The sequence below is a fragment of the Streptomyces sp. NPDC059875 genome, from assembly GCF_042731085.1.
Taxonomy (GTDB): Bacteria; Actinomycetota; Actinomycetes; order Streptomycetales; family Streptomycetaceae; genus Streptomyces.
This window is the reverse complement of record NZ_JBHWJZ010000005.1, coordinates 58,594-83,693: the sequence shown is the minus strand read 5'-3', so window position 1 is coordinate 83,693 and position 25,100 is coordinate 58,594. Positions and strand designations below refer to the sequence as shown.

General features: G+C 70.3%; 16 protein-coding genes and 1 pseudogene. 10 read left to right on the top strand and 7 right to left on the bottom strand.

The window, feature by feature from the left end; genetic code table 11:
• Window position 1 precedes the first annotated feature (1 nt).
• Entirely contained in the window at window positions 2-580 is a 579-nt protein-coding gene (locus ACFV9D_RS07920) for a suppressor of fused domain protein (RefSeq protein WP_385142606.1), read from the top strand.
• 3 nt (window positions 581-583) lie between these two features.
• Here the strand turns inward: ACFV9D_RS07920 and ACFV9D_RS07915 are convergent, their stop codons facing one another.
• The 3 genes from ACFV9D_RS07915 to ACFV9D_RS07905 all read right to left on the bottom strand — a co-directional run bounded on the left by ACFV9D_RS07915 (window position 584) and on the right by ACFV9D_RS07905 (window position 1,861).
• A complete protein-coding gene (locus tag ACFV9D_RS07915) occupies window positions 584-769 on the bottom strand; it encodes a zinc-binding dehydrogenase (RefSeq protein ID WP_385142603.1) in 186 nt (61 codons plus the stop codon).
• A gap of 61 nt (window positions 770-830) precedes the next feature.
• Window positions 831-1,259, bottom strand: a complete 429-nt coding sequence (locus tag ACFV9D_RS07910) for a nitroreductase family deazaflavin-dependent oxidoreductase (RefSeq protein ID WP_385142600.1) — start codon at window positions 1,257-1,259, stop codon at window positions 831-833.
• Between the two features lie 26 nt (window positions 1,260-1,285).
• Complete coding sequence (locus ACFV9D_RS07905; RefSeq protein ID WP_385142597.1) at window positions 1,286-1,861, bottom strand: NADPH-dependent FMN reductase; 576 nt, start codon at window positions 1,859-1,861, stop codon at window positions 1,286-1,288.
• Between the two features lie 111 nt (window positions 1,862-1,972).
• On the opposite strand from ACFV9D_RS07905, the gene ACFV9D_RS07900 reads away from it, so the two are divergent.
• On the top strand, window positions 1,973-2,500 hold the full coding sequence (locus tag ACFV9D_RS07900; RefSeq protein WP_385142594.1) for a MarR family winged helix-turn-helix transcriptional regulator: 528 nt from the start codon (window positions 1,973-1,975) through the stop codon (window positions 2,498-2,500).
• Window positions 2,501-2,520: 20 nt separating this feature from the next.
• On the opposite strand, the gene ACFV9D_RS07895 is transcribed toward ACFV9D_RS07900, so the two are convergent.
• The 3 genes from ACFV9D_RS07895 to ACFV9D_RS07885 all read right to left on the bottom strand — a co-directional run bounded on the left by ACFV9D_RS07895 (window position 2,521) and on the right by ACFV9D_RS07885 (window position 5,673).
• Window positions 2,521-4,356 (bottom strand): glycoside hydrolase family 15 protein, encoded by a 1,836-nt coding sequence (locus ACFV9D_RS07895; RefSeq protein ID WP_385142591.1) that lies wholly within the window; start codon window positions 4,354-4,356, stop codon window positions 2,521-2,523.
• Window positions 4,357-4,459: 103 nt separating this feature from the next.
• Complete coding sequence (locus ACFV9D_RS07890) at window positions 4,460-5,257, bottom strand: tetratricopeptide repeat protein (RefSeq protein WP_385142588.1); 798 nt, start codon at window positions 5,255-5,257, stop codon at window positions 4,460-4,462.
• Window positions 5,258-5,301: 44 nt separating this feature from the next.
• Window positions 5,302-5,673 carry a MerR family transcriptional regulator gene (locus tag ACFV9D_RS07885; RefSeq protein WP_385142585.1) on the bottom strand — a complete coding sequence of 124 codons (372 nt, stop codon included), beginning with the start codon at window positions 5,671-5,673 and terminating at the stop codon, window positions 5,302-5,304.
• 107 nt (window positions 5,674-5,780) lie between these two features.
• Between ACFV9D_RS07885 and ACFV9D_RS07880 the strand changes: the two genes are divergently transcribed.
• The 4 genes from ACFV9D_RS07880 (at window position 5,781) to ACFV9D_RS07865 (ending at window position 11,130) form a co-directional block, all read left to right on the top strand.
• Window positions 5,781-6,203, top strand: a complete 423-nt coding sequence (locus tag ACFV9D_RS07880) for a hypothetical protein (protein ID WP_385143188.1) — start codon at window positions 5,781-5,783, stop codon at window positions 6,201-6,203.
• Window positions 6,204-6,241: 38 nt separating this feature from the next.
• Window positions 6,242-8,404: an acyl-CoA dehydrogenase gene (locus ACFV9D_RS07875; protein WP_385142582.1), complete on the top strand. Its 2,163-nt coding sequence runs from the start codon at window positions 6,242-6,244 to the stop codon at window positions 8,402-8,404.
• Window positions 8,405-8,417: 13 nt separating this feature from the next.
• Window positions 8,418-9,611 (top strand): lipid-transfer protein, encoded by a 1,194-nt coding sequence (locus tag ACFV9D_RS07870; protein ID WP_385142579.1) that lies wholly within the window; start codon window positions 8,418-8,420, stop codon window positions 9,609-9,611.
• A 70-nt stretch (window positions 9,612-9,681) separates the two neighbouring features.
• Entirely contained in the window at window positions 9,682-11,130 is a 1,449-nt protein-coding gene (locus ACFV9D_RS07865) for an MFS transporter (RefSeq protein ID WP_385142577.1), read from the top strand.
• 117 nt (window positions 11,131-11,247) lie between these two features.
• On the opposite strand, the pseudogene ACFV9D_RS07860 reads toward ACFV9D_RS07865, so the two are convergent.
• A pseudogene (locus ACFV9D_RS07860) lies at window positions 11,248-11,664 on the bottom strand (response regulator); the annotation flags it as partial.
• 361 nt (window positions 11,665-12,025) lie between these two features.
• Here ACFV9D_RS07860 and ACFV9D_RS07855 point away from each other — a divergent pair.
• From ACFV9D_RS07855 to ACFV9D_RS07840, 4 genes are all read left to right on the top strand, one after another.
• On the top strand, window positions 12,026-12,889 hold the full coding sequence (locus ACFV9D_RS07855) for a MaoC/PaaZ C-terminal domain-containing protein (protein ID WP_385142574.1): 864 nt from the start codon (window positions 12,026-12,028) through the stop codon (window positions 12,887-12,889).
• Window positions 12,890-12,917: 28 nt separating this feature from the next.
• Window positions 12,918-13,994, top strand: coding sequence for a Zn-dependent alcohol dehydrogenase (locus tag ACFV9D_RS07850; RefSeq protein ID WP_385142571.1), 1,077 nt, complete (start codon window positions 12,918-12,920; stop codon window positions 13,992-13,994).
• Between the two features lie 14 nt (window positions 13,995-14,008).
• Window positions 14,009-14,950, top strand: coding sequence for a 3-oxoacyl-ACP reductase (locus tag ACFV9D_RS07845; RefSeq protein ID WP_385142568.1), 942 nt, complete (start codon window positions 14,009-14,011; stop codon window positions 14,948-14,950).
• A 244-nt stretch (window positions 14,951-15,194) separates the two neighbouring features.
• The gene (locus ACFV9D_RS07840) at window positions 15,195-25,073 is read left to right on the top strand and encodes a LamG-like jellyroll fold domain-containing protein (RefSeq protein ID WP_385142565.1); all 9,879 of its coding nucleotides are present in this window, start codon (window positions 15,195-15,197) and stop codon (window positions 25,071-25,073) included.
• The last annotated feature ends 27 nt before the right edge of the window (window positions 25,074-25,100 follow it).

Genomic DNA, 25,100 nt, shown 5'->3' with positions numbered 1-25,100 from the left:
GGTGAGCGATGCGAGACTGCCGGCCGCAGAGGCCGTCGAGGCACATGTCCGGGCGTTCTTCGCCGGGCATTCCCTGGAGGTCGTCGATTACGACCTGGGGCCGGGAAGGCGTGAGGTCGTGGCCGACCTGCGCGTTCTCGTGGTCGGGCCTGGTCCCCGCAGCGACAGCTGGGCCTATGTGACCGTCGGGTGCTGGGCCGCGATGGAGAAGGACGGCCACGGGCTCGAGTTCGTCATGACCGCGCAGGTGCGCGACCAGCGGTTCATCGAGCTCATGGCCATGATCGCGTACTACCACTGCGGAGGACATCAGCTCGACGTGGAACACAGCATGCCGATCGGTGAACCGTGGGTGCCGGGTTCGAGTTGCGACCACCTGCTGGTCAGCCTGCCCTATCTCCACGGACCCGATCTTGAAAGCTGTCCGCTGCCCGAGGGGCACGCCCGCATCCTGTGGACCTTGCCGGTGACGGCCGCCGAGATCGAGTTCCGCAGGCGCGAGGGTCATGAGGCGTTGGAGCAGCTCTTCGACGAGGCGGAGATCCATCCCACCGACCCTTTCCGGGCGTCGGTCGCGTGAGTTCTAGGGCCTGAGGACGATCTTGCCGTGGGTGTGGCGGCGTTCGAGCTCGGTGTAGGCCTCGCGGACGTGCGTCAGCGGGTAGACGTTCGCGATCGGCACGTCGAGGTGTCCGTCGGCGATCAGGCCGGCAAGCTCGGCGAGCACCTTGGCGCCCGGCCCGGCCGCGACTCCTCCGTCAGTCTTCACCCCGAACTTCTCGGCGGCGGCGAAATCGGCGATGGTGTCGATCCGCTCGGTCGCGGGTGCGCTACGCCCGCCGGAGTTCGAGCACGGGAATGACGCGGATTCCGGCGGTCTTGCGTGCGTACTCGGCAAAGCCGGGGTAACGCCGCGCTTGCTCGGCGTAGATGCGGTCGCGTTCCGCGCCGGTCAGTTCGCGGACGGTCACCGGGTAGGTCGCGGTGCCGCGCTCGACGGTGCCCTCGCCGGCGGCGATCAGGTTGCGGTACCAGTCCGGGTTGGTGGGTGCACCGCCCTTGGTCGCGAAGACGTAGACGATGTCCGGCGCGGTGTCGTGCGGGAGGTACATCATCGGGTTGACGTGCTCCTGCCCGCTCTTGCGGCCGCGGTGATGGACGAGGACCAGCGGAGCGCCCTCGAAGGCCCCGCCGACCCTGCCCTCGTTCGCTCGGAACTCCGCGATGGTTTTCGCGTTCCAGTCGAGTGCATTGCTCATGTCGAACTCCTGTTGTGGCGGGCGGCTCAGGCTGCTAGGGCCGAGGCCAGGCGCAGCGGTGCGAGCGCGGTGCTCCAGGCGATGACCTGGTCGAGCATCGTGTCGACGGCGGGCAGGTTGTAGTCGCCGGGCTTGAAGACGCTGTAGTTCTCGAATTCGGTGATCATCGACAGCGTGACCTGCTGGCGTACGTCGGCCATCTGGAGCTCGGCGGCGACCGCGCGCAGGTGCTCGACGGCTCGTACGCCGCCGACGCCGCCGTACGACACGAAGCCGACCGCCTTGTTGTTCCACTCGGCGTAGAGGAAGTCGATGGCGTTCTTCAGCGTGCCGGGGATGCCGTGGTTGTACTCCGGTGTCACGATGACGAACCCGTCGAACGACGCGATCTTGGCCGCCCATTGCCTGGTGTGCTCGTGCTGGTACTGGCCGAGCGACGGCGGGAGCGGCTCGTCGAGGTGCGGCAGGGGGTGGTCGCGGAGGTCGATGAGCTCGAACGTGGCGTCGCTGCGCCGCGAGGCGATGTCGAGCACCCACTTCGCGACCTGTTCGCCGTTGCGGTTGGGGCGGGTGCTGCCGAGGATGATGCCGATCTTGAGCATGACGCTGGCCTTCTCGTCTGCGGCGCTTCGTCACGGAAGTGCGTTGTCTGGTAGATCGCATGCTGAGCAGATGATCTGTCCAACAACGAATGGGTGGGTATCATTCCTTTTATGAGCGCCGAGACACCGACCACGCCGGTCGCCGACGGTGTCGGCTTCGCGGGGGACTTCGGTCTCTCCCTCCTGGTCCTGATTCGCGCGTACCAGACCGTCGTCGCGTCGGCCCTCGACGGCGTCCCGCAGGGTGCCCGCGGCTACCACACGCTCGCCGTCGTCGCCCGAGGCGACCAGGAGAACCAGCTCGCCCTGGCCACGTACCTGGGGATCGACCGCACGGTGATGACCTACCTGATCGACGACCTCGTCACGGCCGGACTGGTCGAGCGCCGGCTCAACCCCGCCGACCGACGCCAGCGCAAGATCGTCGCCACCGCCCAGGGCGTCCACACCCTCCGGGACCTGCAGCGGCAGGTACGGGAAGCCGAGGACCGGCTCCTTGAGACGCTCGACGAGAACGAGCGCCAGGCGTTCCGGACCCTGCTCAGCCGGATCGCCTGCGACGTCCGGGACATGGACTTGGCCACTGACCCCTGCGACGTCACCCCCGCCCCGCGCGACATCGCCCAACCCGGGTCCTGAGCCCCAGCGGTGATGCCGCGTCAGCCCAGCGCGCGGTCGAGGTTGAAGGCGGCGCTGATCAGCGAGAGGTGGGTGAAGGCCTGGGGGAAGTTGCCCAGCTGTTCTCCGGTCGGGCCGATCTCCTCCGCGAACAGGCCCAGGTGGTTGGCGTAGGTGAGCATCTTCTCGAAGGCGAGCCTGGCCTCCTCCAGCCGGCCTGCGCGGGCCAGCGCCTCCACGTACCAGAAGGAGCAGATCGAGAAGGTGCCCTCGGGGCCGTGCAGGCCGTCCGGGCTGGTGGTCGGGTCGTAGCGGTACACCAGTGAGTCGGAGACCAGGTCCGAGGTGAGCGCGTCCAGGGTGGAGAGCCACTTGGGGTCGGTGGGCGAGACGAACTTGGCCATCGGCATCATCAGCAGCGAGGCGTCCAGCACGTGGTCGTCCAGCCCCTGGACGAACGCCCCTCGCTCGGCCGACCAGCCGCGCCGCATGATCTGCCGGTAGATCGCGTCCCGGGACTCCCGCCAGCGGGGCAGGTCCGCCGGCAGACCGCGGTGGTTCGCCATGCGCATCGCGCGCTCCAGCGCCACCCAGCACATCAGCCGCGAGTACACGAAGTTCCGCCGGCCCGCCCTGGTCTCCCACACCCCCTCGTCGGGCTGGTCCCAGTGCTCGCACAGCCAGTCCACCACGGCCCCGACCTCGTCCCAGCGGTCACTGCTGATCGGCTGCCCCCACTTGTCGTAGAGGTAGATCGAGTCGATCAGCGCACCGTAGATGTCCAGCTGGAGCTGGCCGGTGGCGGCGTTGCCCACCCGGACCGGCGCGGAGCCGAGGTATCCCTCCAGGTGCGGAAGCTCGCGTTCGGGCAGCTCGGTGCGCCCGTCGATGCCGTACATGATCTGCAACGGACCGCTCTCCCGCATGCCCCGCAGGATGCCCCGCTCGGAGATGAACCCCATGAACGCCTCGGCCTCCGAGGTGAACCCCAGGCGCAGCATCGCGTAGACGCAGAAGGCGGCGTCGCGGACCCAGACATAGCGGTAGTCCCAGTTGCGCTCGCCGCCGATCTGCTCGGGCAGGCTGGTGGTCGGTGCGGCGACGATCGCACCGGTCGGCGCGTAGGTGAGCAGTTTCAGCACCAGCGCGGAGCGGTTCACCATCTCCCGCCACCGCCCGTGGTAGCGCGAACCGGCCAGCCAGTGGCGCCAGAACCGGACGGTCGCCTCGGCCTGCTCCTGCGCCTCGGCGCGCGGGCACGACCGGGGTGGGACGTCGTCGCCGATCTGGTCGAGGGCGAACACGTTGGACTCGCCCTCGAGGAGCTTGAAGCGCGACCACACGTCCAGGCCGTCGCTCTCCAGGGGTGCGGTGGCGGTCAGCGCGAGCGTCAGTGACGGGGAGCGGAACACCGCCGCGTTGCCTTCGAGGTGCGTGGTGTGCGCTTCGGCGCCGTAGCCGAAGCGGGGGGCGATCCGCGCCCTGAACGGGAGGGTTCCGCGGACGCAGATCACCCGCCGGATCAGCCGGTGCCGGGCCGCCTCGCGCGACTCGTCGACCACGGGCATGAAGTCCTGGATCTCCGCCACCCCGTCCGCGGCGAAGAACCGCGTGATCAGCACGTTCGTGTCGGGGAAGTAGAACTGCCTGGTGCGGGTCGGGACCTCGGCGGCCAACTCGAACGACCCGCCCCGGTCGGCGTCGAGGATGGACCCGAAGACGCTGGGCGCGTCGAAGCGCGGGCAGCAGTACCAGTCGATGGTGCCGTCCGTGCCGACCAGGGCGGTCGTACGGAGATCGCCGATCAGGCCGTGCTCGGAGATCGGGATGTAACGGCAGTCGTCCGCCTGCTCGAAACCAGCCGTGTCGAACGCCATACCGGCGCCTCCCTGGCGCTGCGGCCCGGGCCTGGAGATGAAGCCTTGCTCTTCATGCTAGACCGCTGCTCGAAGCGGGGGCCGAGCCCGTCCTCGGTCCGCTTCAGGCGGCGCCCAGGACGGTGCCGATCAGGGCTTCCGCCGACGACGGGTCGCCGGCCAGGCGGCCGGCCTCGCGGATCTGGTGCTCGTCCAGCGCCCCGGCCTTCGCGAGCTGGATGGCCTCGTGGATGCCGTCGCCGTCGCCGTGGGCGAGCATGACGAAGAACCAGCGCACGGCCTGGACCGGGTCGGGCGCCGTGCCGAAGCCGTCGCGGTACCAGCAGGCGGCGGCGTTCATGGCTCCGGTGTGTCCGCGCTCGGCGGCCCAGAGATACCAGCCCAGTGCCTCCTCGTCCCGGTCCTGCTCCGAGAGCCGGTCGCCGAGTACGGCGCCGGCGTCGTCGATTCCCTCCCGCGCGGCCGCTTCGAGCAGCCGCAGGGACTCGTCGGGGTCGTCGACGAGCTGGGCGAGATTGAACATGCCGTAGGCGTCCCCGCCCTCGGCGGCCGCCCGGAAGAGTTCGGTCGCACGCTCGGCGTCCTCGTCCACGCCGAGGCCCATCACCAGCATGTGCCCGTAGGTGCGCTGTCCGGCCGGGAGCCCGGCGTCGGAGGCGGCGCGGGCGTACCTCAGGGCCAGGGGGAGGGCGTCCTCGGTGAAGTACTCCAGGTAGATCCCGGCGAGCAGTGCCGCGGCCTCCGCCGATCCGCCGTCGGCCAGCGGTACGAGCTCGACGGTCACCCGGGTCGCCAGCTCGGCGCCCTCGGCGCTGCCCTCCATGGCGGCCCGTACGAAGGCGTGCCCGGCGGCCACCCAGTCCCCGGCCTCCGCGGCCCTTCGTCCCTCGTCCAGATGCATGCGGGAACCCTATGCGTCGCCCTCGGGCACCGCGGGCGACGGGGTCAGGTCCGGCGGGAGGCGTCGGACGGTCGTAGCGGGCAGTTCGTGTCGACGCGGGTGGTGAGGTCGGCCCGGAGGGCGGCGAGTTCGGACATGCGGGCGTCGATGAGCTGGATCTTCTCCCTGAGCAGCGCGGTCAGAACCTCGGAGGCGTCCGGCGCCTGCCGCAGTTCCTCGGCGGTCCGTGAGATCTCCGCCAGGGAGAAGCCGAGCGTCTGCGCCGTGCGGACGTAGTGCAGCCAGGGCACGGCCTCGGGCGGGAAGTCGCGATAGCCGTTCGGCAGCCGCCGGCCCTCGATGAGGCCGACCTTCTCGTAGAAGCGGATGGTGTCCCTGGACGTGCCGGCCTGCGCGGCCAACTCTCCGATGCGCATGGCTCCTCCGTCGAGTCGCGGGCTTGACCTTGGACCGTACTCCACTGTTTAGCGTGAGGCCCGTTGCCACCCCACGACGTGCCACCCCACGACCCCGCAGGAGCCTCATCGTGAACCCTTCCTACCTCCGCCTCGTCCGTGCGAGCGCCTGGTACGACCTCGTCGTCACCGCCGGATTCGTGACGCCGTGGACGTACGTGCTCGTGCACGACGCGCTGTCGTCGGCCGGTCGGGCGCTCGGTCTCGGCGGCATGCCCGAACTCGAGCCGATGCAGGTCCTGTACGCGAATCTGATGGGCTCGGTCGTCGTCGTCTGGGCCGTCCTGCGCATCGTCCGGCCGATCGCCCTGCACGGCCTCCTCGACGGCGTCGCCCGCGCCCTGTTCGCGGCGTGGCAGACGTACGCACTGGCCCACGGTGCCACGCGGGTGCTGTGGCTGTTCCTCGCCGTCGAGGTGGCGTTCGGTGTCGTCCAGCTCGCTCCGTGGTGGCGGAACCGGCGCGCGGAGACGGCCGATCTCCGTATCTGACCTTCCGTCAGATTGAAACGTGTTCTAGTCTGCCGCGCATGGGCATCGGAATCACGCAAGAGCAGCGGGAGTTGGCCCGGTCCGTGCGGGGATGGCTCGCCCGGGCCGTACCGTCCGAGGACATCCGCAAGCTTCTCGACGCGCCGGCCGACACCGTCACCGGGCGCCCCGCGCACTGGGACGGACTCGCCGAGCAGGGGCTCCTCGGGATCCATCTGCCCGAGGAGTACGGGGGAGGGGGCGGCGATCTCGTCGATCTGGCCGTCGTCCTGGAGGAGGCCGCGCGTGCGCTGCTCCCCGGGCCGTACCTGCCCTCCGTACTCGCCGGGGAGATCCTCGCCCGGGCCGGACAGGCGGAGCTGACCGCCGCCCTCGCCGCCGGGCAGCGCATCGGGGCCGTCGCCCTCGCCCCCGGCGGGCTGACCGCGGTCGAGACCGAAGGCGGGCTGCTCCTCGACGGGGCCGCGCCGCCCGTTCTCGGCGCCGCCCACGCCGACCTGCTGATCCTCGCGGCGACCACGGCGCGGGGCACCGTCTGGGCCGCCGTGGACGCCGACAGCCTCGCCGTACGCCCGCACGAGAGCGCCGACCCCACCCGGCCCACCGCCGAGGTCACCGCGGCCGGCGCGCACGTGCCCGCGCACCGGGTCCTGGGCGTCGACCCCACCCTCGTACTGGATCTCGCCGCCGTCCTCCACGCCGCCGACGCCTGCGGGAACGCCGCCCGGGCGCTGGAGACGGCCGCGGAGTACGCCAAGGTGCGCGAGCAGTTCGGGCGGCCCATCGGGCAGTTCCAGGGGATCAAGCACCTCTCCGCCGACATGCTCGTACGGGTCGAGCAGGCCCGCGCCCTCACCTGGGACGCGGCCCGGTCCACCGAGGAGGAGTCGCGCTCCCTGACCGCCGCGCTCGCCGCCGCCACCGCCCTCGACGCCGCGTACGACTGCGCCAAGGACTGCATCCAGATCCTCGGCGGCATCGGCTTCACCTGGGAGCACGACGCCCATCTCTCGCTCCGCCGGGCCCTCGTCGCCCGCCAGCTCCTCGGCCCGGGCGACACCCACCGCGCGCAGGCCGCCCGTCTCGCGGCCCAGGGCACCCGGCGCGAGCTCCGGCTCGAACTGCCTCCCGAGGCCGACGCGTTCCGGACCGAGGCGCGCGCGGCCATTGCCCCCGCCGTCGGCCTCGACCCGGGCGCCGCCCGCCGCGCCCTGGCCGCCACCGGCTACGCGGCCCCGCACCTGCCGCCGCCGTACGGCCTCGGCGCGGGACCCCTCCAGCAGCTCGCCGTACAACGGGAGCTGGCGGCTGCGGGCGTCACGCTCAGCGGGCTGGGGATCGCCACCTGGGTCGTCCCGTCCCTCCTCGCGTACGGGACGGCGGAGCAGCAGGAGCGCTACCTCGGTCCCACCCTGCGCGGTGAGCTGCTGTGGTGCCAGCTGTTCTCCGAGCCCGGCGCCGGATCCGATCTCGCCTCCCTCCGCACCAAGGCCGAACGCACCGAGGACGGCGGCTGGCGGATCAACGGGCAGAAGGTGTGGACGAGCGCCGCCCAGTGGGCCGACCACGGCATCCTGCTGGCCCGGACGGACCCGGACGCCCCCAAGCACCGGGGGCTCACGTACTTCCTCGTCGACATGAAGAACACACCCGGGATCGACATCCGGCCGCTGAAGGAGATCACGGGGGACTCGCTCTTCAACGAGGTGTACTTCGACGACGTCCTGCTGCCGGCCGACGCCGTCGTCGGCGAGGTGAACGACGGCTGGAAGGTCGCCCGCAACACCCTCGGCAACGAACGCGTCCACATGGCCGACCAGGTCGCCTTCGACTCCGGCCTTGAGGCGCTGATCGACCGGGCGACCGACGCCGACAGCGCCGTGCGGGTACGGATCGGGGCGCTCGCCGCCGAGGCGCACGCGCTCGCCTGCATCGGGCTGCGGACCACCATGCTCCAGGTCTCCGGTCTGGAACCGGGTGCGGGCGCGTCCGTCCGCAAGCTCGTCCAGACCGTCCACCAGCAGAAGGTCGCCGAGCTCACGCTCGAACTGCTCGGCCCCGAGGGCGCGGTGCGCGAAGGGGCGGGGGAGCGGGCGGTCCACGGGCTGCTGATGTCCCGCTGCCTGACCATCGCGGGCGGCACCACGCAGGTCCAGCTCAATGTCGTCGCCGAGCGCCTGCTCGGCCTGCCGAGAGACTGAGGGGGAACCGAAGATGGGGAAGGCGTACATCGTCGGCGTCGGGATGACGAAGTTCGAGAAGCCCGAGACGCGCGACTGGCAGTACTGGGACATGGCGAAGGAAGCCGGGACGGCGGCGCTCGCCGACGCCGGGATCTCGTACGCGCAGGTGGAGCAGGTGCCGGTCGGCTACTGCTTCCAGGCGTCGACGGCCGGGCAGCGCGCGGCGTACGAACTCGGCCTGACCGGTGTCCCGGTCTACAACGTCAACAACAACTGCGCGACGGCGTCCACGGCGCTGATGATGGCCCGGCAGTTCGTGGAGGGCGGGGTCAGTGACTGCGTTCTCGCGCTCGGCTTCGAGAAGATGGCGCGAGGGGCGCTGGGCGGGGGATCGGACGGGGGAGACTTCAAGACGTCTCCGGTCGCCCGGCACTACGGGATCATGGCCGCGGGCCACGGCTTCGAGATGAGTCCTCCCACCGCGCAGATCTTCGGGAACGCCGCCCGGGAACACATGGAGCGGTACGGGACGACGGAGGTGCAGCTCGCCGCCGTCGGCGCCAAGAACCACCAGCACTCGGCGAACAACCCCAACGCCCAGTTCCAGGACGTGTACTCGGTCGACGAGATCCTCGCGGCCAAGACCATCCACCGACCGCTGACCAAGCTCCAGTGCTCGCCCACCTCGGACGGCTCGGCGGCGGCCGTCGTGGTGTCGGAGCGGTTCGTCGTCGAACACGGGCTGCACGACAAGGCCGTCGAGATCGCGGCCCAGGCGATGACGACGGACACGGAGGACTCCTTCTCCTCCGGCTCGTGCATCGACGCGGTCGGCCGCCCCATGTCCCGCGCCGCGGCCCGGCAGGTCTACGAGCGGTCCGGCCTCGGCATCGAGGACGTGGACGTGGTGGAACTGCACGACTGCTTCTCCATCAACGAGCTGCTGACCTACGAGGCCCTGGGCATGTGCGAGGAGGGCGCGTCCGGCAAGCTCGTCGAGTCGGGTGCGACGACGTACGGGGGGCGGTGGGTGGTGAACCCGTCGGGCGGGCTGATCTCCAAGGGCCACCCCCTGGGCGCCACCGGGCTCGCCCAGGCCGCCGAACTGGTCTGGCAGCTACGGGGCGAGGCGGGCGCGCGACAGGTCGAAGGCGCCCGCGTCGGCCTCGCGCACAACATCGGCCTGGGCGGCGCGGCGGTCGTGACGATGCTCCGCAGGTCGTAGGCCCCCGCGCCCCGGACGTAGGTCCGAATCCCGATGTACGGGTCACGGGCGGTCTGCGACCATCACAGGCATGGTCCGCACCGAATCAGCCACCGCACGGTCGTCCTCCCTACGCCCCGCCCCGCGCACCTGGCTCGTGGTGCTCGCCGCGTGCGCGGGGCAGTTCCTCGTGGTCCTCGACGTGTCGGTGGTGAACGTCGCGCTGCCGTCGATGCGGGCGGACCTCGGGCTGTCGGGGACCGGACTGCAGTGGGTGCTGAGCGCGTACTCCATCGCGTTCGCGGGGTTCATGCTGCTCGGCGGGCGGGCGGCGGACCTCTTCGGTCGGAAGCGGATGTTCCTCCTCGGCCTGGGACTCTTCACGGCGGCCTCCGTGGGGGGCGGGCTCGCGTCGGAGGGCTGGCAGCTCATCGCCGCGCGGGCCGTCCAAGGCCTCGGCGCCGCGGTCCTCGCGCCCGCGACGCTCACCATCGTGACCGCCGCCGTCCCCGCCGGGCCCGCGCGGACCCGGGCCATCGGCACCTGGACGGCCGTCGGCGCGGCGGGCGGGGCGGCGGGCGGCTTCGTCGGCGGTGTCCTCGTCGACCTGCTCTCCTGGCGCTGGGTGCTCCTGATCAACGTCCCCGTCGGCGTCCTGGTCCTGGTCGGCGCAGGGATGTGGCTGCGCGAGAGCCGCACCGGCGGCGGCCGACGGCTCGACCTGCCGGGCGCCGTCCTCGCCACCGGAGGTCTCGCCTCCGTCGCGTACGGCATCGTGCAGACGGAGGAGGGCGGCTGGGGCGCCCCGCCCACCCTGATCCCGCTGCTCGCCGGCCTGGCCCTCCTCGCGGTCTTCGTCGCCGTCGAGGCGCGTTCGGCGGCCCCGCTGATGCCGCTGAAGGTCTTCCGCTCACGGGCGGTCTCGGCGGCCAACGTGTCGATCCTGCTCGCCGGCTCGACCTCCTTCGGCATGTGGTTCTTCATGACCGTGTACGCCCAGAACGTCCTGGGCTACACCCCCCTCCAGGCCGGCCTGGCCCTGGTCCCCAGCTCGGTCAGCGTCATCGTGGGCTCGAAACTGGCCCCCCGTCTGATGCCGACCACCGGCGCCCGCAACCTCGCGGTCATCGGCGCCCTCGTCGCCGCGACCGGCTTCGGCTGGCAGTCGACGATGACCGCCGACGGCACGTTCCTGACCACCATCCTCGGCCCCGGGATCCTGATGATGGCCGGTATCGGCCTCCTCACCACCCCCCTGGCCACCCTCGCCACGTCGAGCGCCGCACCCGCCGACGCCGGCCTCGTCTCGGGCCTGGTCAACACCTCCCGCACGATGGGCGGCGCCCTGGGTCTCGCCGTCCTCTCCACCGTGGCCGCCGCCCGCACGGCCGGCGCCACGACCCCCGATGCCCTGACGGAGGGCTACGCCCTGGCCTTCCGCACGGCCACGGGGGTGCTCCTCGCGGCGGCGCTCCTCATGCTGCTCTGGCTCCCGAGGGCCACGACGCATCAGCCCGCGGCAGCGCGGGGACGGACGTGAAGCCGAGCCCTTCCTGACCGGCCGGGAGAGCGCCGTACCAGCGGTTCCGGCCCCAAGAGGCCCCTGAACCAAGCGACGTGAGCCGTATCAGCGCGCCGGAGGGCGGGGCTCGGTCGTCGGGCCCGCCGGGAGTTCGGCCGCCGCGAGAGCCGGGTCGACGACCGTCTCGCCGCGGACGACCCGCCGGACGGCCTCCGCCAGGTCGTCCACCCGACCGTCCCTCAGGAGGAAGCCCGCCGCCCCCGCGGCCAGGGCGCGGCGGAGGTGTCCGGGGCGGGCGAAGGTGGTCAGGATCACGACCCGGCAGTCGGGGATCTCGTCGCGGAGGTCGGCCGCCACGTCGAGCCCCGCGCGGCCGGGGAGTTCGGTGTCGAGGAGGGCCACCTCCGGGCGGCTGATCAGGGCGGCTTCCACGACCTCGTCACCCCGGCCGACCTGGGCGACGACCTCGATGTCGGGTGTCATGCCGAGCAGCAGCGCGAGCCCGCCCCGCGTCGCGGTGCCCCGGTCCTCGGCGAGGAGAATTCTGATCATCGTGTGGCTCCGCTCACTCGACACCAAAGCCGCCATGAGCCCGTGCCGAGGCGACCCGGAACCCGCCCCGCGGCGCGGGTCCCGAATCAAGAGTGCCGCCTGACGCCGGGTCCCGCTCGCGCAGCCGCCCGGGCGCCGGACCGCCCCGCCATATCTGACGTACCGTCAGTGCGTCTCGTCGGGAGGGTTCACAACCCCCACCCGCTCGGCTATACATGAGGATCACCGACCTAGAACGCGTTCTAGAACGGCGCGTACGGGACGGTCCCGCACGGCCTCGGTGTGGCCGACGGTGCGGACGGTCGCACCGAGGTCTTCCCTCTTCAAGGATCCTCCGGGATCTCCAAGGAGTAGCATCCCGATGCCCATTGACGCCGCCAAGGCCGTGGCCGCCGAGCCCCGCAGCGCCGAGATCGCCTGGGACCACAAGGACATCCAGCTCTACCACCTCGGCCTCGGTGCCGGCACCCCCGCCACCGACCCCGACGAGCTCCGCTACACCCTCGAATCCCGGCTGCACGTACTGCCCAGCTTCGCCACCGTCGCCGGTGCCGGCATGGGAGTCGTCGGCGGGCTCTCCGCGCCCGGCATCGAGGTGGACCTCGCCGCCGTCCTGCACGGCGGCCAGTCGATCACCCTCCACCGGCCCATCCCCGTCAAGGGCAGCGCCGTCACCACCTCCCGCGTCGCCGCCGTCCACGACAAGGGAAAGGCCGCCGTCCTCGTCCTCCGCTCGGAGGTCGCCGACGACGACGGTCCGCTGTGGACCAGCGACGCCCAGATCTTCGTACGGGGAGAGGGCGGCTGGGGCGGCGACCGCGGACCCTCCGAGCGCCTCGAACTCCCCGACCGGGAGCCCGACAAGACCGTCGAGCGGCCCGTACGGGAGGACCAGGCGCTGCTCTACCGGCTCTCCGGCGACTGGAACCCGCTCCACGCCGACCCCGAGTTCGCCGAGCTCGCCGGCTTCGACCGGCCGATCCTGCACGGACTGTGCACCTACGGCATGACCCTCAAGGCGGTGGTGGACACGGTGCTCGGCGGAGACGTCGCCCGCGTCACGTCGTACCGCACCCGTTTCGCCGGGATCGTCTTCCCCGGCGAGACCCTGCGTATCCGGATGTGGCAGGACTCTCCCGAGCCCGGCCGCGTCCAGGTGTCGGTCACTGCGGTCGAGCGCGAGGACGCTCCCGTGCTCGCCGACACCCTCGTCGAGTATTCGTAACCCCTGATCTCCCGGAGGGAGCCGCACCATGCGCGCAGCCGTACTGCACGAGATCGGCCAGGACAAACTGGAAGTCCTCGACGACGTCGAGGCGGTGGGCTTCGGCCCCGGCAAGGTGAGGATCCGGGTCAGGGCGACCGGACTGTGCCACTCCGACGTCTCCGCCATGAGCGGCGTGCTCCCGCAGCCCGCGCCGTTCATCCCCGGCCACGAGGGCGCGGGCGAGGTCCTCGACGTCGGCGACGGCGTCACCGGGCTGAGCGAAGGACAGCGGGTCCTGCTGTGCTGGCTGCCCGCCTGCGGGACCTGTCCCGCGTGCAAGCGCGGCCAGACCCAGCTGTGCCTGGCCGGGTTCATGAACGCCGGCACCCCCAACTTCCGCAGGCCCGGAGGGGAGGTCTTCGGTTTCGCGGGGACCGGCACGTTCACCGAGGAGGTCGTCGTCGACGCCGGCTGCGCCGTGCCGATCCCCGACGACGTGCCCTTCGACATCGCCGCCCTCATCGGCTGCGGCGTCACCACCGGGCTCGGCGCGGCCATCAACACGGCGCGGGTCGAGGCCGGTTCCTCGGTCGCCGTCATCGGCTGCGGCGGCGTCGGCATCTCGGCGATCCAGGGCGCCAAGCTCCAGGGCGCCGCCCAGATCGTCGCCGTCGACCCCGTCGAGTCCCGGCGCGAGGCGGCCCTGCGTTTCGGCGCGACGGAGGCCGTCGCCCCCGACGCGCTCGCCGACGCCAAGCAGCGGATCACCGCGGGCGAGGGCTTCGACTACGTCTTCGAGGTCGTCGGCAAGTCCGCCACCGCCCGCACCGCGTACGAGACGACCCGGCGCGGCGGCACGCTCTGCGTGGTCGGCGCGGGCGCGCTCGACGACTTCCTGCAGCTCAACATGTTCGAGCTGTTCTTCGACGAGAAGAAGATCCTGCCGTCGATGTACGGGGGCGGTGACGTGCTGCGCTCCTACGAGCGGGCCATCGCGCTCTGGCGGGCGGGCCGGATCGACCTGGAGTCGCTGATCACCCACCGGGTGCCGCTCTCCGGGATCAACGAGGCGATCGAGCAGATGCGTACGGGTGTCGCGCTGCGTACCTGCATCGAGATCTGAGAGGACGCGATTCGATGTCACTCCCTCTTGAGGGGCTGTCCGCGATCGTCACCGGCGCCGGGCGGGGTCTCGGCCGGGCCGAGGCGCTGGAACTGGCCCGCCTGGGCGCGTCCGTCGTCGTCAACGACTACGGGCAGCCGGGGCGGGACGGCTCCGGCGAGGCGTCGGCCGCCCCCGCCGAGGAGGTCGCCGCGGAGATCCGCGCGGCGGGCGGCCGGGCGGTGGCGCACCTGGGCGACGTCGCCGACTTCGAGACCGCGCGGGGCCTCGTCGACCTGGCGGTCGGCGAGTTCGGCAAGCTGGACATTCTGGTCAACAACGCGGGCATCCTGCGGGACCGGATGGTCTTCTCGATGAGCGAGGAGGAGTGGGACTCGGTGATCCGGGTCCATCTGAAGGGCCACTTCAACACGACCCACTTCGCGGCGGTGCACTGGCGGGGACGGGCGAAGGCGGGGGAGTCCGGCGTCTACGGCCGGATCGTCAACACCTCGTCCGAGGCGTTCCTGGCGGGTTCGGCGGGACAGCCGAACTACGCGGCGGCCAAGGGCGGGATCGTGGGGCTGACGACGTCGACGGCGCTGGCGCTGGCGAAGTACGGCGTCACGGCGAACGCGATCTGCCCGCGGGCGCGGACCCGGATGACGGAGGACGTCTTCGCCGGCTTCGCGGAGCCGGGGGAGGGGGAGCTGGACGCGTTGGCGCCGGAGCATGTGGCGCCGGTGGTCGGCTATCTGGCGTCGCCGGCGGCGGCCGCCGTCAACGGCCAGCTGCTGGTCGTCCACGGCGGGATGGTCGCGATCGTGGACCGCCCGAAGGTCGCGGCGAAGTTCGACACGGCGAAGGACGCGTTCACCTACGAGGAGCTGGACGGGCTGCTGTCCCCGCACTACGCGACGCGTCCGGCGGGCGAGACGTTCGCGGCGGCGGAGGTCCTGGGGTTGAAGAAGGGCTGAGGGGCTTCGTCCCGACCCCCAGCACGCGTTCGCGCGTAACGATCATGCAAATGCCGACGGCGATGAGTGGAACTGGTGTGCGTATCTCGGGCAGGCTCTGGAGGTTTGCTGTGAACACAACATAACTAAAGGCTGGCCCATGCGCGTTCCTCGGGTCCGTAGCCCTCGACTGCAACCACCGGGTCGTTCCGGTAGACGCAGACTGAGGGCTACGGCTCTTTTCGTCCTGACGTCCTTCTCCTGCATGCTCGCCACCGAGTCGGCGATGGCCACCGGTGCCACGCTCGAAGCGGTGCGCATGCCCGAACTCTCCCTCTCCGGCCTGTTGAAGTGGGCCGACGAGAGCCCGCTCGACACCCCTGACCAGCAGGGCGGTACCGCCCGCGGCAAGAGCCATCACGCCTCGTCCGACGCCACCAGCGAAGAAGGTGACGCGGGCCGCAAGCCCGGTAAGGGCAAGGGCGAGCTCGATCCGTTCAAGCGGCACACCGACAAGCCCGGACAGGCCAGGACCGGCGCCGCCCCCGGTGACGCCAAGAGCTTCGACGCCCGCACCAGCAAGCGCGACGCCAAGAAGTCGACGGCGACGTCGGACTACTACGTCAACGCCGACGGCTCCACCACCGTCCGCCACCACCCGGGCCGCGCCAACTTCAAGGCGGCCGACGGCACATGGAAGCCGATCGACACCCGGCTGACCGGTGACACGGACGGCCGGCTCCAGCAGCGCGCGAACTCGCTCGACGTCGAGTTCGCGCGGAGCGCAGCCGACCGGCAGCTCGCGTCGGTCGACTTCGGCGCCGGGCGCTCGTTCGGGTACGCGCTGAAGGGCGCCGCCAAGGCCGAGCCCACCGTGGCCGCCAACGGCACGGTGACCTACGCGGGTGTGCTGGCGGACACCGACCTCCAGCTCATCCCCCTCGCGGAGGGCTTCAAGGAGAACATCGTCCTGAAGTCCCCGAGCGCATCGAACTCGTGGACCTTCCCCCTCGCAACCAACGGGCTCACCCCCCGATTGGCCGCCGACGGTGACGTGGAGTTCACGGACGCGACGGGCAAGGTCACCGCGACCATCCCGCACGCGTACATGGAGGACTCCACGATCGACCCGCGCTCCGGCGACGCCGCGCAGTCCCGGGCGGTGAGCTACGAGCTCATCACCCTCGACGGCGAGCCCGCCCTGCGGATGACCGCGGACCGTAAGTGGCTCGACGCGCCCGAGCGGATCTACCCGGTGACCGTCGACCCGACGGTGACGACGTCCAACTCCACGTACGTCCAGAGCAACTACAGCGCGGACCGCTCGACCGAGACGCAGATCAAGGTGGGCTCGTACGACTCGGGCACCAACAAGGCGAACTCGTTCCTGCAGTTCTCCTCGCTGGGCACCACGCTGGCGGGGCAGCGGGTCACCGCCGCCACCTTGAACGTCTACGCGCTCTGGTCCTCGACCTGTGTGGCCAAGCCGTTCACGGTCCACCCGGTGACCCAGTCGTGGTCGCCGACCACGACCACGGCCTACCCCGGCCCGACGTACGGCGCCGCCATCGGCACGGCGACGCCCGCGCCCGGAGCGTCCTGCTCCAACGACGCGAACTCGGCGAGTGTCGGTGTGAAGATGCCGGTGTCGCTGTCGGCCACGTGGTTCAACCAGGTCGCCGGTGGCGCGGCGAACCACGGTCTCGCGATGACCGCGCCGACCGGCGACGGACTGCACTGGAAGAAGTTCCACTCGGACAACGCGGCCACCGCCGGTTTCCGTCCGGCCCTGGAGCTGACCTACACAGCCAACTCGGCCCCGCAGGTCAACGCCTCCTACCCGCCGGAGAACTTCCAGGCCAACACCCTCCAGCCGGAGCTGATCGTCCAGGCCAGTGACGCCGACAAGGGTCCGAACCCGCTGTCGTACACGTTCGAGGTCTACGACGCCGACAGCGGTTCCACCACCCCCGTCGCCACCTCCGGCGCGCTCACCAAGGGCAGCTGGAAGGTCCCCGCGGCCAAGCTCAGCTGGTCGAAGAACTACCTCTGGTACGTGGGTGTCACCGACGGCACGACGCAGGTCACGCGGTCCAGCCGCTTCACGACCGCGGTGCCGCAGCCGCCGGTCACCTCGGGCCTGGCGCAGAACACCCACGGCCACGATTTCGACCCGTCGGACGGCAACTACACGACCGAGGACACCGACGCCGACGTGCCGGTGATCGGCCCGTCCCTGGAGATCGAGCGCTCGTACAACAGCCTCGACCCGCGCGTGGACAGCGCCTTCGGCGCCGGCTGGTCGACGGTCGTCGACATGAAGGCGGCCGAGGTCAAGGACGCGGCGGGCGTGATCACCAGTGTCGTCATCACCTACCCGGGCGGTGAGCAGGTCGCGTTCGCCCGCAACAGCAACGGTACGTACGTGCCGCCGCTGGGCCGCTACGCGCGACTGGAAGCGGTCACCGGCGGGTTCAAGCTGACGGACAAGGACTTCACGGCCTACTCCTTCACACAGGCCACGGGCAAGGCCGGGGTCTACGCGATCTCCGGCATCGTGGACTTCGGCGGCCGGGCGGAGACGTTCACGTACGACACGAGCAAGCGCCTGACGAAGATCACCAACACCACGTCGAAGCGCTCCCTCGGCCTGACGTGGATCACGCCGGTCGACGCGACCGCGCCCCACGTGGAGACCGTCTTCACCGACCCGTCGGTCGTCGGCGACGCCGCCAGCGTGAAGACGTGGAAGTACGGCTACAGCGGTGACCAGCTCACCAAGGTGTGCCCGCCGGCCGACTGGACCAAGTGCACGACGTACACGTACGCCACCGGTAACCACTACCGGACCACGGTCCTCGACGCCGACCCGTTCGCCTACTGGCGGCTCGGCGAGACGTCGGGCACGGTCGCCGCGGACGCGGTGGACACGAACCAGGGCCAGTACAACGGCACGTACCGCGATGTGACGCTGGGCTCCTCGTCGGTGCTGGCGGGTTCGACGCAGAAGACGGCGACCTTCAACGGCACGACGTCGTACGTGGAGATGCCGAGCGCTCCGGGTGCGACGCCGTCGTACACGTCGGTGTCGCTGTGGTTCAAGACGACCACGGCCGGCGGTGTGCTGTTCTACTACGGTGACAAGCCGCTGAGCGACCCGAACCCGGTCGCGAACACCACGAAGAACACCCCCGCGGTGTACGTGGGCATGGACGGCAAGCTGCGTGGCTGCCTGGCGATGTCGCCGGGCTGCATGTCGACGATCACGTCGACGGCCACCGTCACCGACGGGCAGTGGCACAACGCCGTCCTCACCGGCGTGGCCAGCAGCCAGACCCTGTACCTGGACGGTGTCTCGCAGGGTTCGTTGACGGGCACGATCAACGACTGGGTGCAGCCCTACATCAGCCTGGGCGCGGGTGTGAACACCAACGGCTGGCCGTCGATGAACCCGAACGACAAGCTCGGGCACTTCTCGGGTCAGATGGCCGAGGTGGCCATCTACGCCGAGCCGCTTCCCGCCTCGGTGATCTCCGCGCAGTACCAGGCCGCGAAGCGGTCCGCCGGTCTGCTGCAGAAGATCACGACGCCGGGTGGCAAGACGCAGGCCTCGGTCGTCTACGACACGGCCGATGACCTGGTCCTCCAGGCCACCGACGGCAACGGCGGCACCTGGAAGCTCAACCCGGCCACGGTCACCGGCTCCTCGCAGGTCTACCGTTCGGCCGTGATGGGCTCCACGCCCGCCGGCTACTGGCGTCTGGACGACACCCTTGCCGCGCCGCAGGCAGCGAACGAGCTGCACACCGGCTTCGGCACGTACAACAACGTGACGCAGGGTGTGGAGGGTCCGTTCGGCGCCGCCGATGTCACGGCGGCCCAGTTCGACGGCACGAGTTCCTCTGTGGAGGTGCCGCACGGCGTCTGGCACAACAAGCCGGACCGGTCCGTCGAGCTGTGGTTCAGGACGGCCAATCCCGGCGTCCTCATGAGCGACCAGACGCGGGCGCTGAACGACCCCGCCGGTGTCGGTGGCTCGTACAGTGATCTGCTGTACGTGGGCACGGACGGCAAGCTGCGCGGCCACTGGTGGAGCTCCACCTGCAACGCCACCGCGACCATGGGTTCCACGGCGACCGTCACCGACGACGCCTGGCACCACGCGGTGCTGTCCGCGACCGGCACCACGCAGACGCTCTACCTCGACGGCGTCAAGCAGGGCACGTGCACCGGAGCGGCCAACGCCGAGACGACGTCGCGGACCTACGTCGGCGCCGGCTTCTCGACGAACTGGTACAACGCGCCCGACGGGATCAGCCACTTCACCGGCTCCATCGCCGATGTCGCGGTCTACTCCAAGGGCCTGACCGCGGCCGAGGTCGAGAAGCACTGGTCCGCCTACAAGGCGTCCTCCGGTGTCGCCCCGGTCCGGACCGTCAAGCTGACGACACCGACCGACAAGACCCTCACCTACGTCTACGACGCCGAGCTGGGCAACCGCCTCCTCGCCGCGATCGACACCGAGGGCAAGCGGACCACCTACGGCTACGACACCGGTGGCTTCCTGCACACCGTGACGGACGCCAACGGCAACCGGTCCATCACCGGTCATGACGTCCGGGGCAACGCGGTCTCGAAGACCACGTGCCAGGACACCGCGGCCAACAAGTGCTCGACGGAGTACTTCACGTACTTCCCGGACGCGACCACGGCCTTCCCGCCGATGGACCCGCGGAACGACCTGGTGCTCACCGAGCGCGACGGCCGCTCCTCCGGTCCGACGGACAACACCTACCTCACCACGTACACCTACGACACCGGTGGCAACGTCACGGCCGTGACCTCCCCGCCGGTGCCCGGACACCCCAACGGCCGTACCACCAGCACGGTGTACACCACCACGTCCACCGTGGCGGCGGAGGGCGGCACCGCCAAGGCCCCGGCCGGGCTCGTCGCCCAGGTGACCACCCCGGGCGGCAAGAGGACGACTCACACCTACTACGCCAACGGTGACCTCGCCGAGGCCGTCGACGCCAACGGCGCCAAGGTGAAGTACACCTACGACAACCTCGGCCGCGCGGTGTCCGAGACCGAGATCTCGGACGCGTTCCCCGCCGGTCTGACCACCTCGCAGACGTACGACAAGAACGACCACGTCGTCACCGCGACCGACCCGAAGGTCACCAACCGGGTGACCGGCGCGGTGCACCAGGCGGGGACGACGACGGCGTTCGACCCGGACGGCAACATCCTGTCCCAGACGGTCGCCGACCTGACCGGTGGTGACACGGCGCGTACGACGTCGATGACGTACGACGCGCACAACCGCCTGCAGACGAAGACGGACCCGGGCGGCGACACCACGTCGTACGAGTACGACGCGTACGGCAACAAGGTCAAGGAGACGGACCCGGTCGGGAACGTCACCACCTCCACCTTCGACGGCGAGCAGCGACCGCTCACCACCAACCTGCTGAACTACACGGGCGACCCGAACAACCCCTCCGCGCCGACGACTCTCGTCCGGGAGTCGCGGGCGTACGACCCCGCGGGCCGACTCGCCTCCATCACGGATGCGATGGGCTATGTCACGGCCTACACCTACACCGACGACGGCCTGCCGGCGAGCGTGGTCCGCAAGGACCCGCAGTCGGGCAAGTCGTTCACGGAGCAGGCGAACAGCTATGACGCGGCCGGGAACCTGATCGAGCAGATCACCGACGACGGCCGGAAGCGCACCACCTTCTCGGTCGACGCGGCCGACCGCACGGTCTCCTCGGTCCTGGACCCGAACGGGCTCGCACGGTCGAAGACGGTCTCCTACGACCCGGACGACAACATGGTGTCCGAGACGGAGCGGGACCCGGCGACGGGCCAGACGTCCACGACGGACACCCGGCACGACAAGCTCGGCAACGTCACGGGCAACACCGTGCACGACGGCACGACGGCCCCGGTGGCGCGTTGGAAGCTCGACGAGACGACCGGCTACTCCGTCGGTGACTCCTCCGGCGCGAACAACACCGCCACGCACGGCACCGGCATGCACTGGAACACCGACCGGGGCGGCAGCGCCGCCTTCGACGGTGACGTCAACTCCTGGGCGAAGGCCTCGGGCCCGGCCGTGAACACGGCCGGCAGCTTCACGGTCTCGGCCTGGGCCAAGCTGTCCGACCTCACCGCGGGACGGACGGTGCTGTCCCAGGACGGCGACACCGTGTACGGCTTCGTGCTGTACTACGCGGCCGGTACCGGCTGGGCGTTCGCCCGTCCGCGCACGGACGCGCTGCCCCTCGCCTACGACCGGGCGGTCTCCGCTCCGTCGGCGGCGGTCGCCGGAGCCTGGACCCACCTGGTCGGCATGTACGACGCACCGGCCGGAAAGCTGCGCCTGTACGTCAACGGCACGCTCGCCCAGGAAGTCGCCGTCACCGGCAACTGGGAGGCGACCGGTCCGTTCCAGATCGGCCGTCACCAGATGGGTGCCGCGAACTACGACTACGAGTTCAAGGGCGGTATCGACGACGTCCAGGTCTACAGCGAGGCACTGACCCCGGCGCAGGTCGCCGCGGTCAAGGGCGGCACCCTCCCGGCAGCGGGCAGCTCCGTCCGCTCCACCTCGTGGAACCTGGACCAGCGCGGCCTGCCGCTGTCGATGACGGACGCCGACGGCGACGTCACCGACTACAGCCATGACGAGGAGGAGAGGCAGACCGTCGTCACCGAGCCGGTCGTCGACGCGGAGCAGAACGGTGGCGCTCCCGTCGCGGTCCGGCCCGTGTCCCTCACCGGCTACAACACCTTCGGCGAGCTGACCGAGACCTCGGACAACCTCGGCAACGTGACGGTCATGGCGTACGACGCCGAGGGCCGGGAGACGTCGACGAAGCTGCCCGGGTACACCCCGGCGGGTGGTACGCCCATCCAGGCCACGAGCTGGAACGAGTACAACAGGCTCGGCCAGCTCTCGGCGGAGGTCGACGAGCTCGGTAACCGCACCACCTACACGTACACGCAGCTCGGCGACAAGGCCTCGGTCACGGAGCCCGGCGGCGGTACGGCGACGTACACCTACACCACCAACGGCGACGAGCTCTCGGGCACCCGGGCGAACGGCGCCCGGCAGGAGAGCACCTGGGACTACCGGGGTCGCCGGATCACGGTCTCGGACATCGTCCGGCAGCCCACGCAGCGGGTGCACACCGTGACCCACGAGTACGACGCTCCTGGCGGCGAGCTGTCCCGGACGGTGAGCGCCGCCGGCGTCCCGGAGTCGTACACGTACAACGTGCTGGGAGAGAAGACCGAGGTCACCGACGCCTCGGGCCACATCAACCGGTTCACGTACGACATGGACGGCCACGTCCTCACCGCGACGGACCCGGACGGCACCAGCACGAAGAACACGTACGACGCGTTCGGGCAGCTTGTCGCCACGAGCGACCTGGACGCCCAGGGCGCGGTGCTGCGCACCATGCGCACCACCTACGACAGGGAGGGCAATGCCACCTCGGTGACGGACTACCGGGGCCGCACCACGACCTTGACGACGGACGCCTCGGGTGCCGTCACGAAGGCGGTGCAGCCGGTCTCGGCGACCGAGTCGATCACCACGACCTTCGGCTACGACGCGGAGGGCAACCGGACGCGCTTCACCGACGGCCGGGGCAACCCGTTCCTCACGACGTACAACAGCTGGGGTCTGGTCGAGTCGGATATCGAGCCGTCCACGCCGTCCCACCCCGCCGCGGCGGACCGGACGTTCACCACGGTGTACGACGCGGGCGGCCGGGCGAAGGAGATCCGTTCCCCGGGCGGTGTGAACGTCGTCAACGAGTACGACGCGCAGGACCGTCTCGTCCGGCAGTCGGGTACGGGTGCGGAGGCGGCCACGGTCGACCACACCTACACGTACGACTCCGACGACCGGGTCACGGCCGTCGCGGGTGCCGGTGACGTCAAGAGCACCTTCACCTACGACGACCGCGGCCAGCTCCTGTCCACGGCGGGTCCGTCGGGCGCCTCGTCCTTCGCGTACAACGCCGACGGGGCGATGACCGCACGCACCGACGCCTCGGGCACGACCGCGTACGGTTACGACACCGCGGGCCGGCTCAAGACCGTCGACGACGGCGCCACCGGCACGACGGCGACGTACGCCTACGATGTCAACAACGCCGTCGCGTCGATCGACTACGGCACAGGAAAGTCCAAGCGGGCCTTCTCGTACGACGCTCTGGAAAGGGTGACCCAGGACAAGCTGACCTCCCCGACCGGCGGGATCCTGTCCTCGATCGACTACGGCTGGGACGAGAACGGCAGCATGACGTCGAAGACGACGGCCGGTCTCGCGGGCTCCTCCGCCAACACGTACACGTACGACTGGGCCAACCGTCTGACGTCCTGGAACAACGGGACGACGACGGAGTCCTACGGCTACGACAAGTCCGGCAACCGGACCCAGGTGGGCGCGGACACGTACACCTACGACGCCCGCAACCGGCTCACACGGGCCGGCGACGACACGTACATGTACACCGCCCGCGGCACGCTGAGTCAGGTCACGAACGTCGGCGGCACCGTCGCGATCAAGGCCGACGCCTTCAACCGGGTCGTCAACGAGGGCGACCGTACCTACGCGTACGACGGTCTCGACCGGGTCCTGGAGGCCAAGGACGAGACGGGCACCGGCCTGTTCTCGTTCGCGTACAGCGGCGTCGGGAACGACGTGGCCTCGGACGGCGTGACGTCCTACAGCCGCAACGCCGACGGCTCCCTGCTGGGTGTGAAGACGCCCGGCTCCTCGGTGCTGGCCCTCACGGACCTGCACGACGACGTGGTGGCGCAGTTCACCGCTGTGGGCGAGGCACTGATCGGTTCGAGGACGTACTCCCCGTTCGGCAAGGTGTCGCAGACGAGCGGGTTCCTCGGCAGCCTGGGCTACCAGTCGGGCTGGACCGACCCGGAGACCTCCAAGGTCAACATGGCCGCGCGCTGGTACTCGCCGGACGCCGGCCAGTTCACCAGCCGGGACACGGTGAGCCTCTCGCCGCTGCCGGCGTCGGTGGGCGCCAACCGCTACGCCTACGCGGACGACAACCCGATGTCGGCCACCGACCCCACGGGTCACTGGCCGAGCTTCATCAACAAGGTGAAGAAGGCCGTCAAGTCGGTCACCCGACGTGCTGTGAAGTCGGTCCTCAAGCCGCGCAAGAAGCACCGGGTCGTCAGAGTGATCCGCCACAAGCCGCGCGGTGTGGTCAAGGTGGTGTCCCGCATCCGGGACAGCGTCAAGAAGGTCGTCAGATACGTCAGGGTCAAGGCCAAGAAGGCGGTGAAGGCCAGGCTCAGGATCCTGAAGGACCCGAGGTACCAGGCCAATCTGGCGAGGGCGAACAAGGCGAAGGCCAAAGCGGCCTTCGTGAGGTCCCTCAAGATCAAGAAGGCTCGTGCGAAGTTCCTCAGGGACCTGGACAAGAGGCGGGACCGCTTCGCGCGCTATTGGATGGCCGGTGTCCGCGGCGTCTTCGACTCCAACGCCGCTTCGATAAGCGCCACAAAGTATCCCCTGCGCTTTCTCGTTCCCACCCTCTTCGGCACCTCCCGCGATCCTTCGGCCTTCGATCTCGGCTACGACTGGGTGAGCGGCAAGGGGCCGAAGCACCGGGTCCTCGACGGCAACAGCAGGTTCACCAAGACCCTCAAGGAGCACGCCCACGTCGATTACACGAAGGACGCCATCGCCAAGGACCTCGGGAGCGGAAAGCTCAAGGCCGGTGACAAGTGGCACGAGAAGCCGTATCGCCTCGGCCAGGACGACGAGGAGGGGAAGTCCTGGGTGAAGCTCGTCCGCGACTTCACGACGAACACCTCCGCGGCGTACCTCGGCTCGTACACCCTCAAGTACCAGGTCCTCTCGGTGAACGCGAAGACGGGGAAGGCGACCGTAGGGTTCAAGGTGCACAACAACAGCACCATCTTCTCGGCCTCGCGCCCGAGCCCGGGGTGGGGCGGCTACAGCGACTGGTACGAGAAGAAGGCCGGGCAACCGCTCAACCAGCACTACGCCACCGGTCGTTACTCGGCGAAGAGCCAGGACATCGTCTGGAGCGAGGAGATCTCGTTCCCGCCCTCGCGGCGATGAGATGAGGTGAGATGAGGGAGAGCCCCG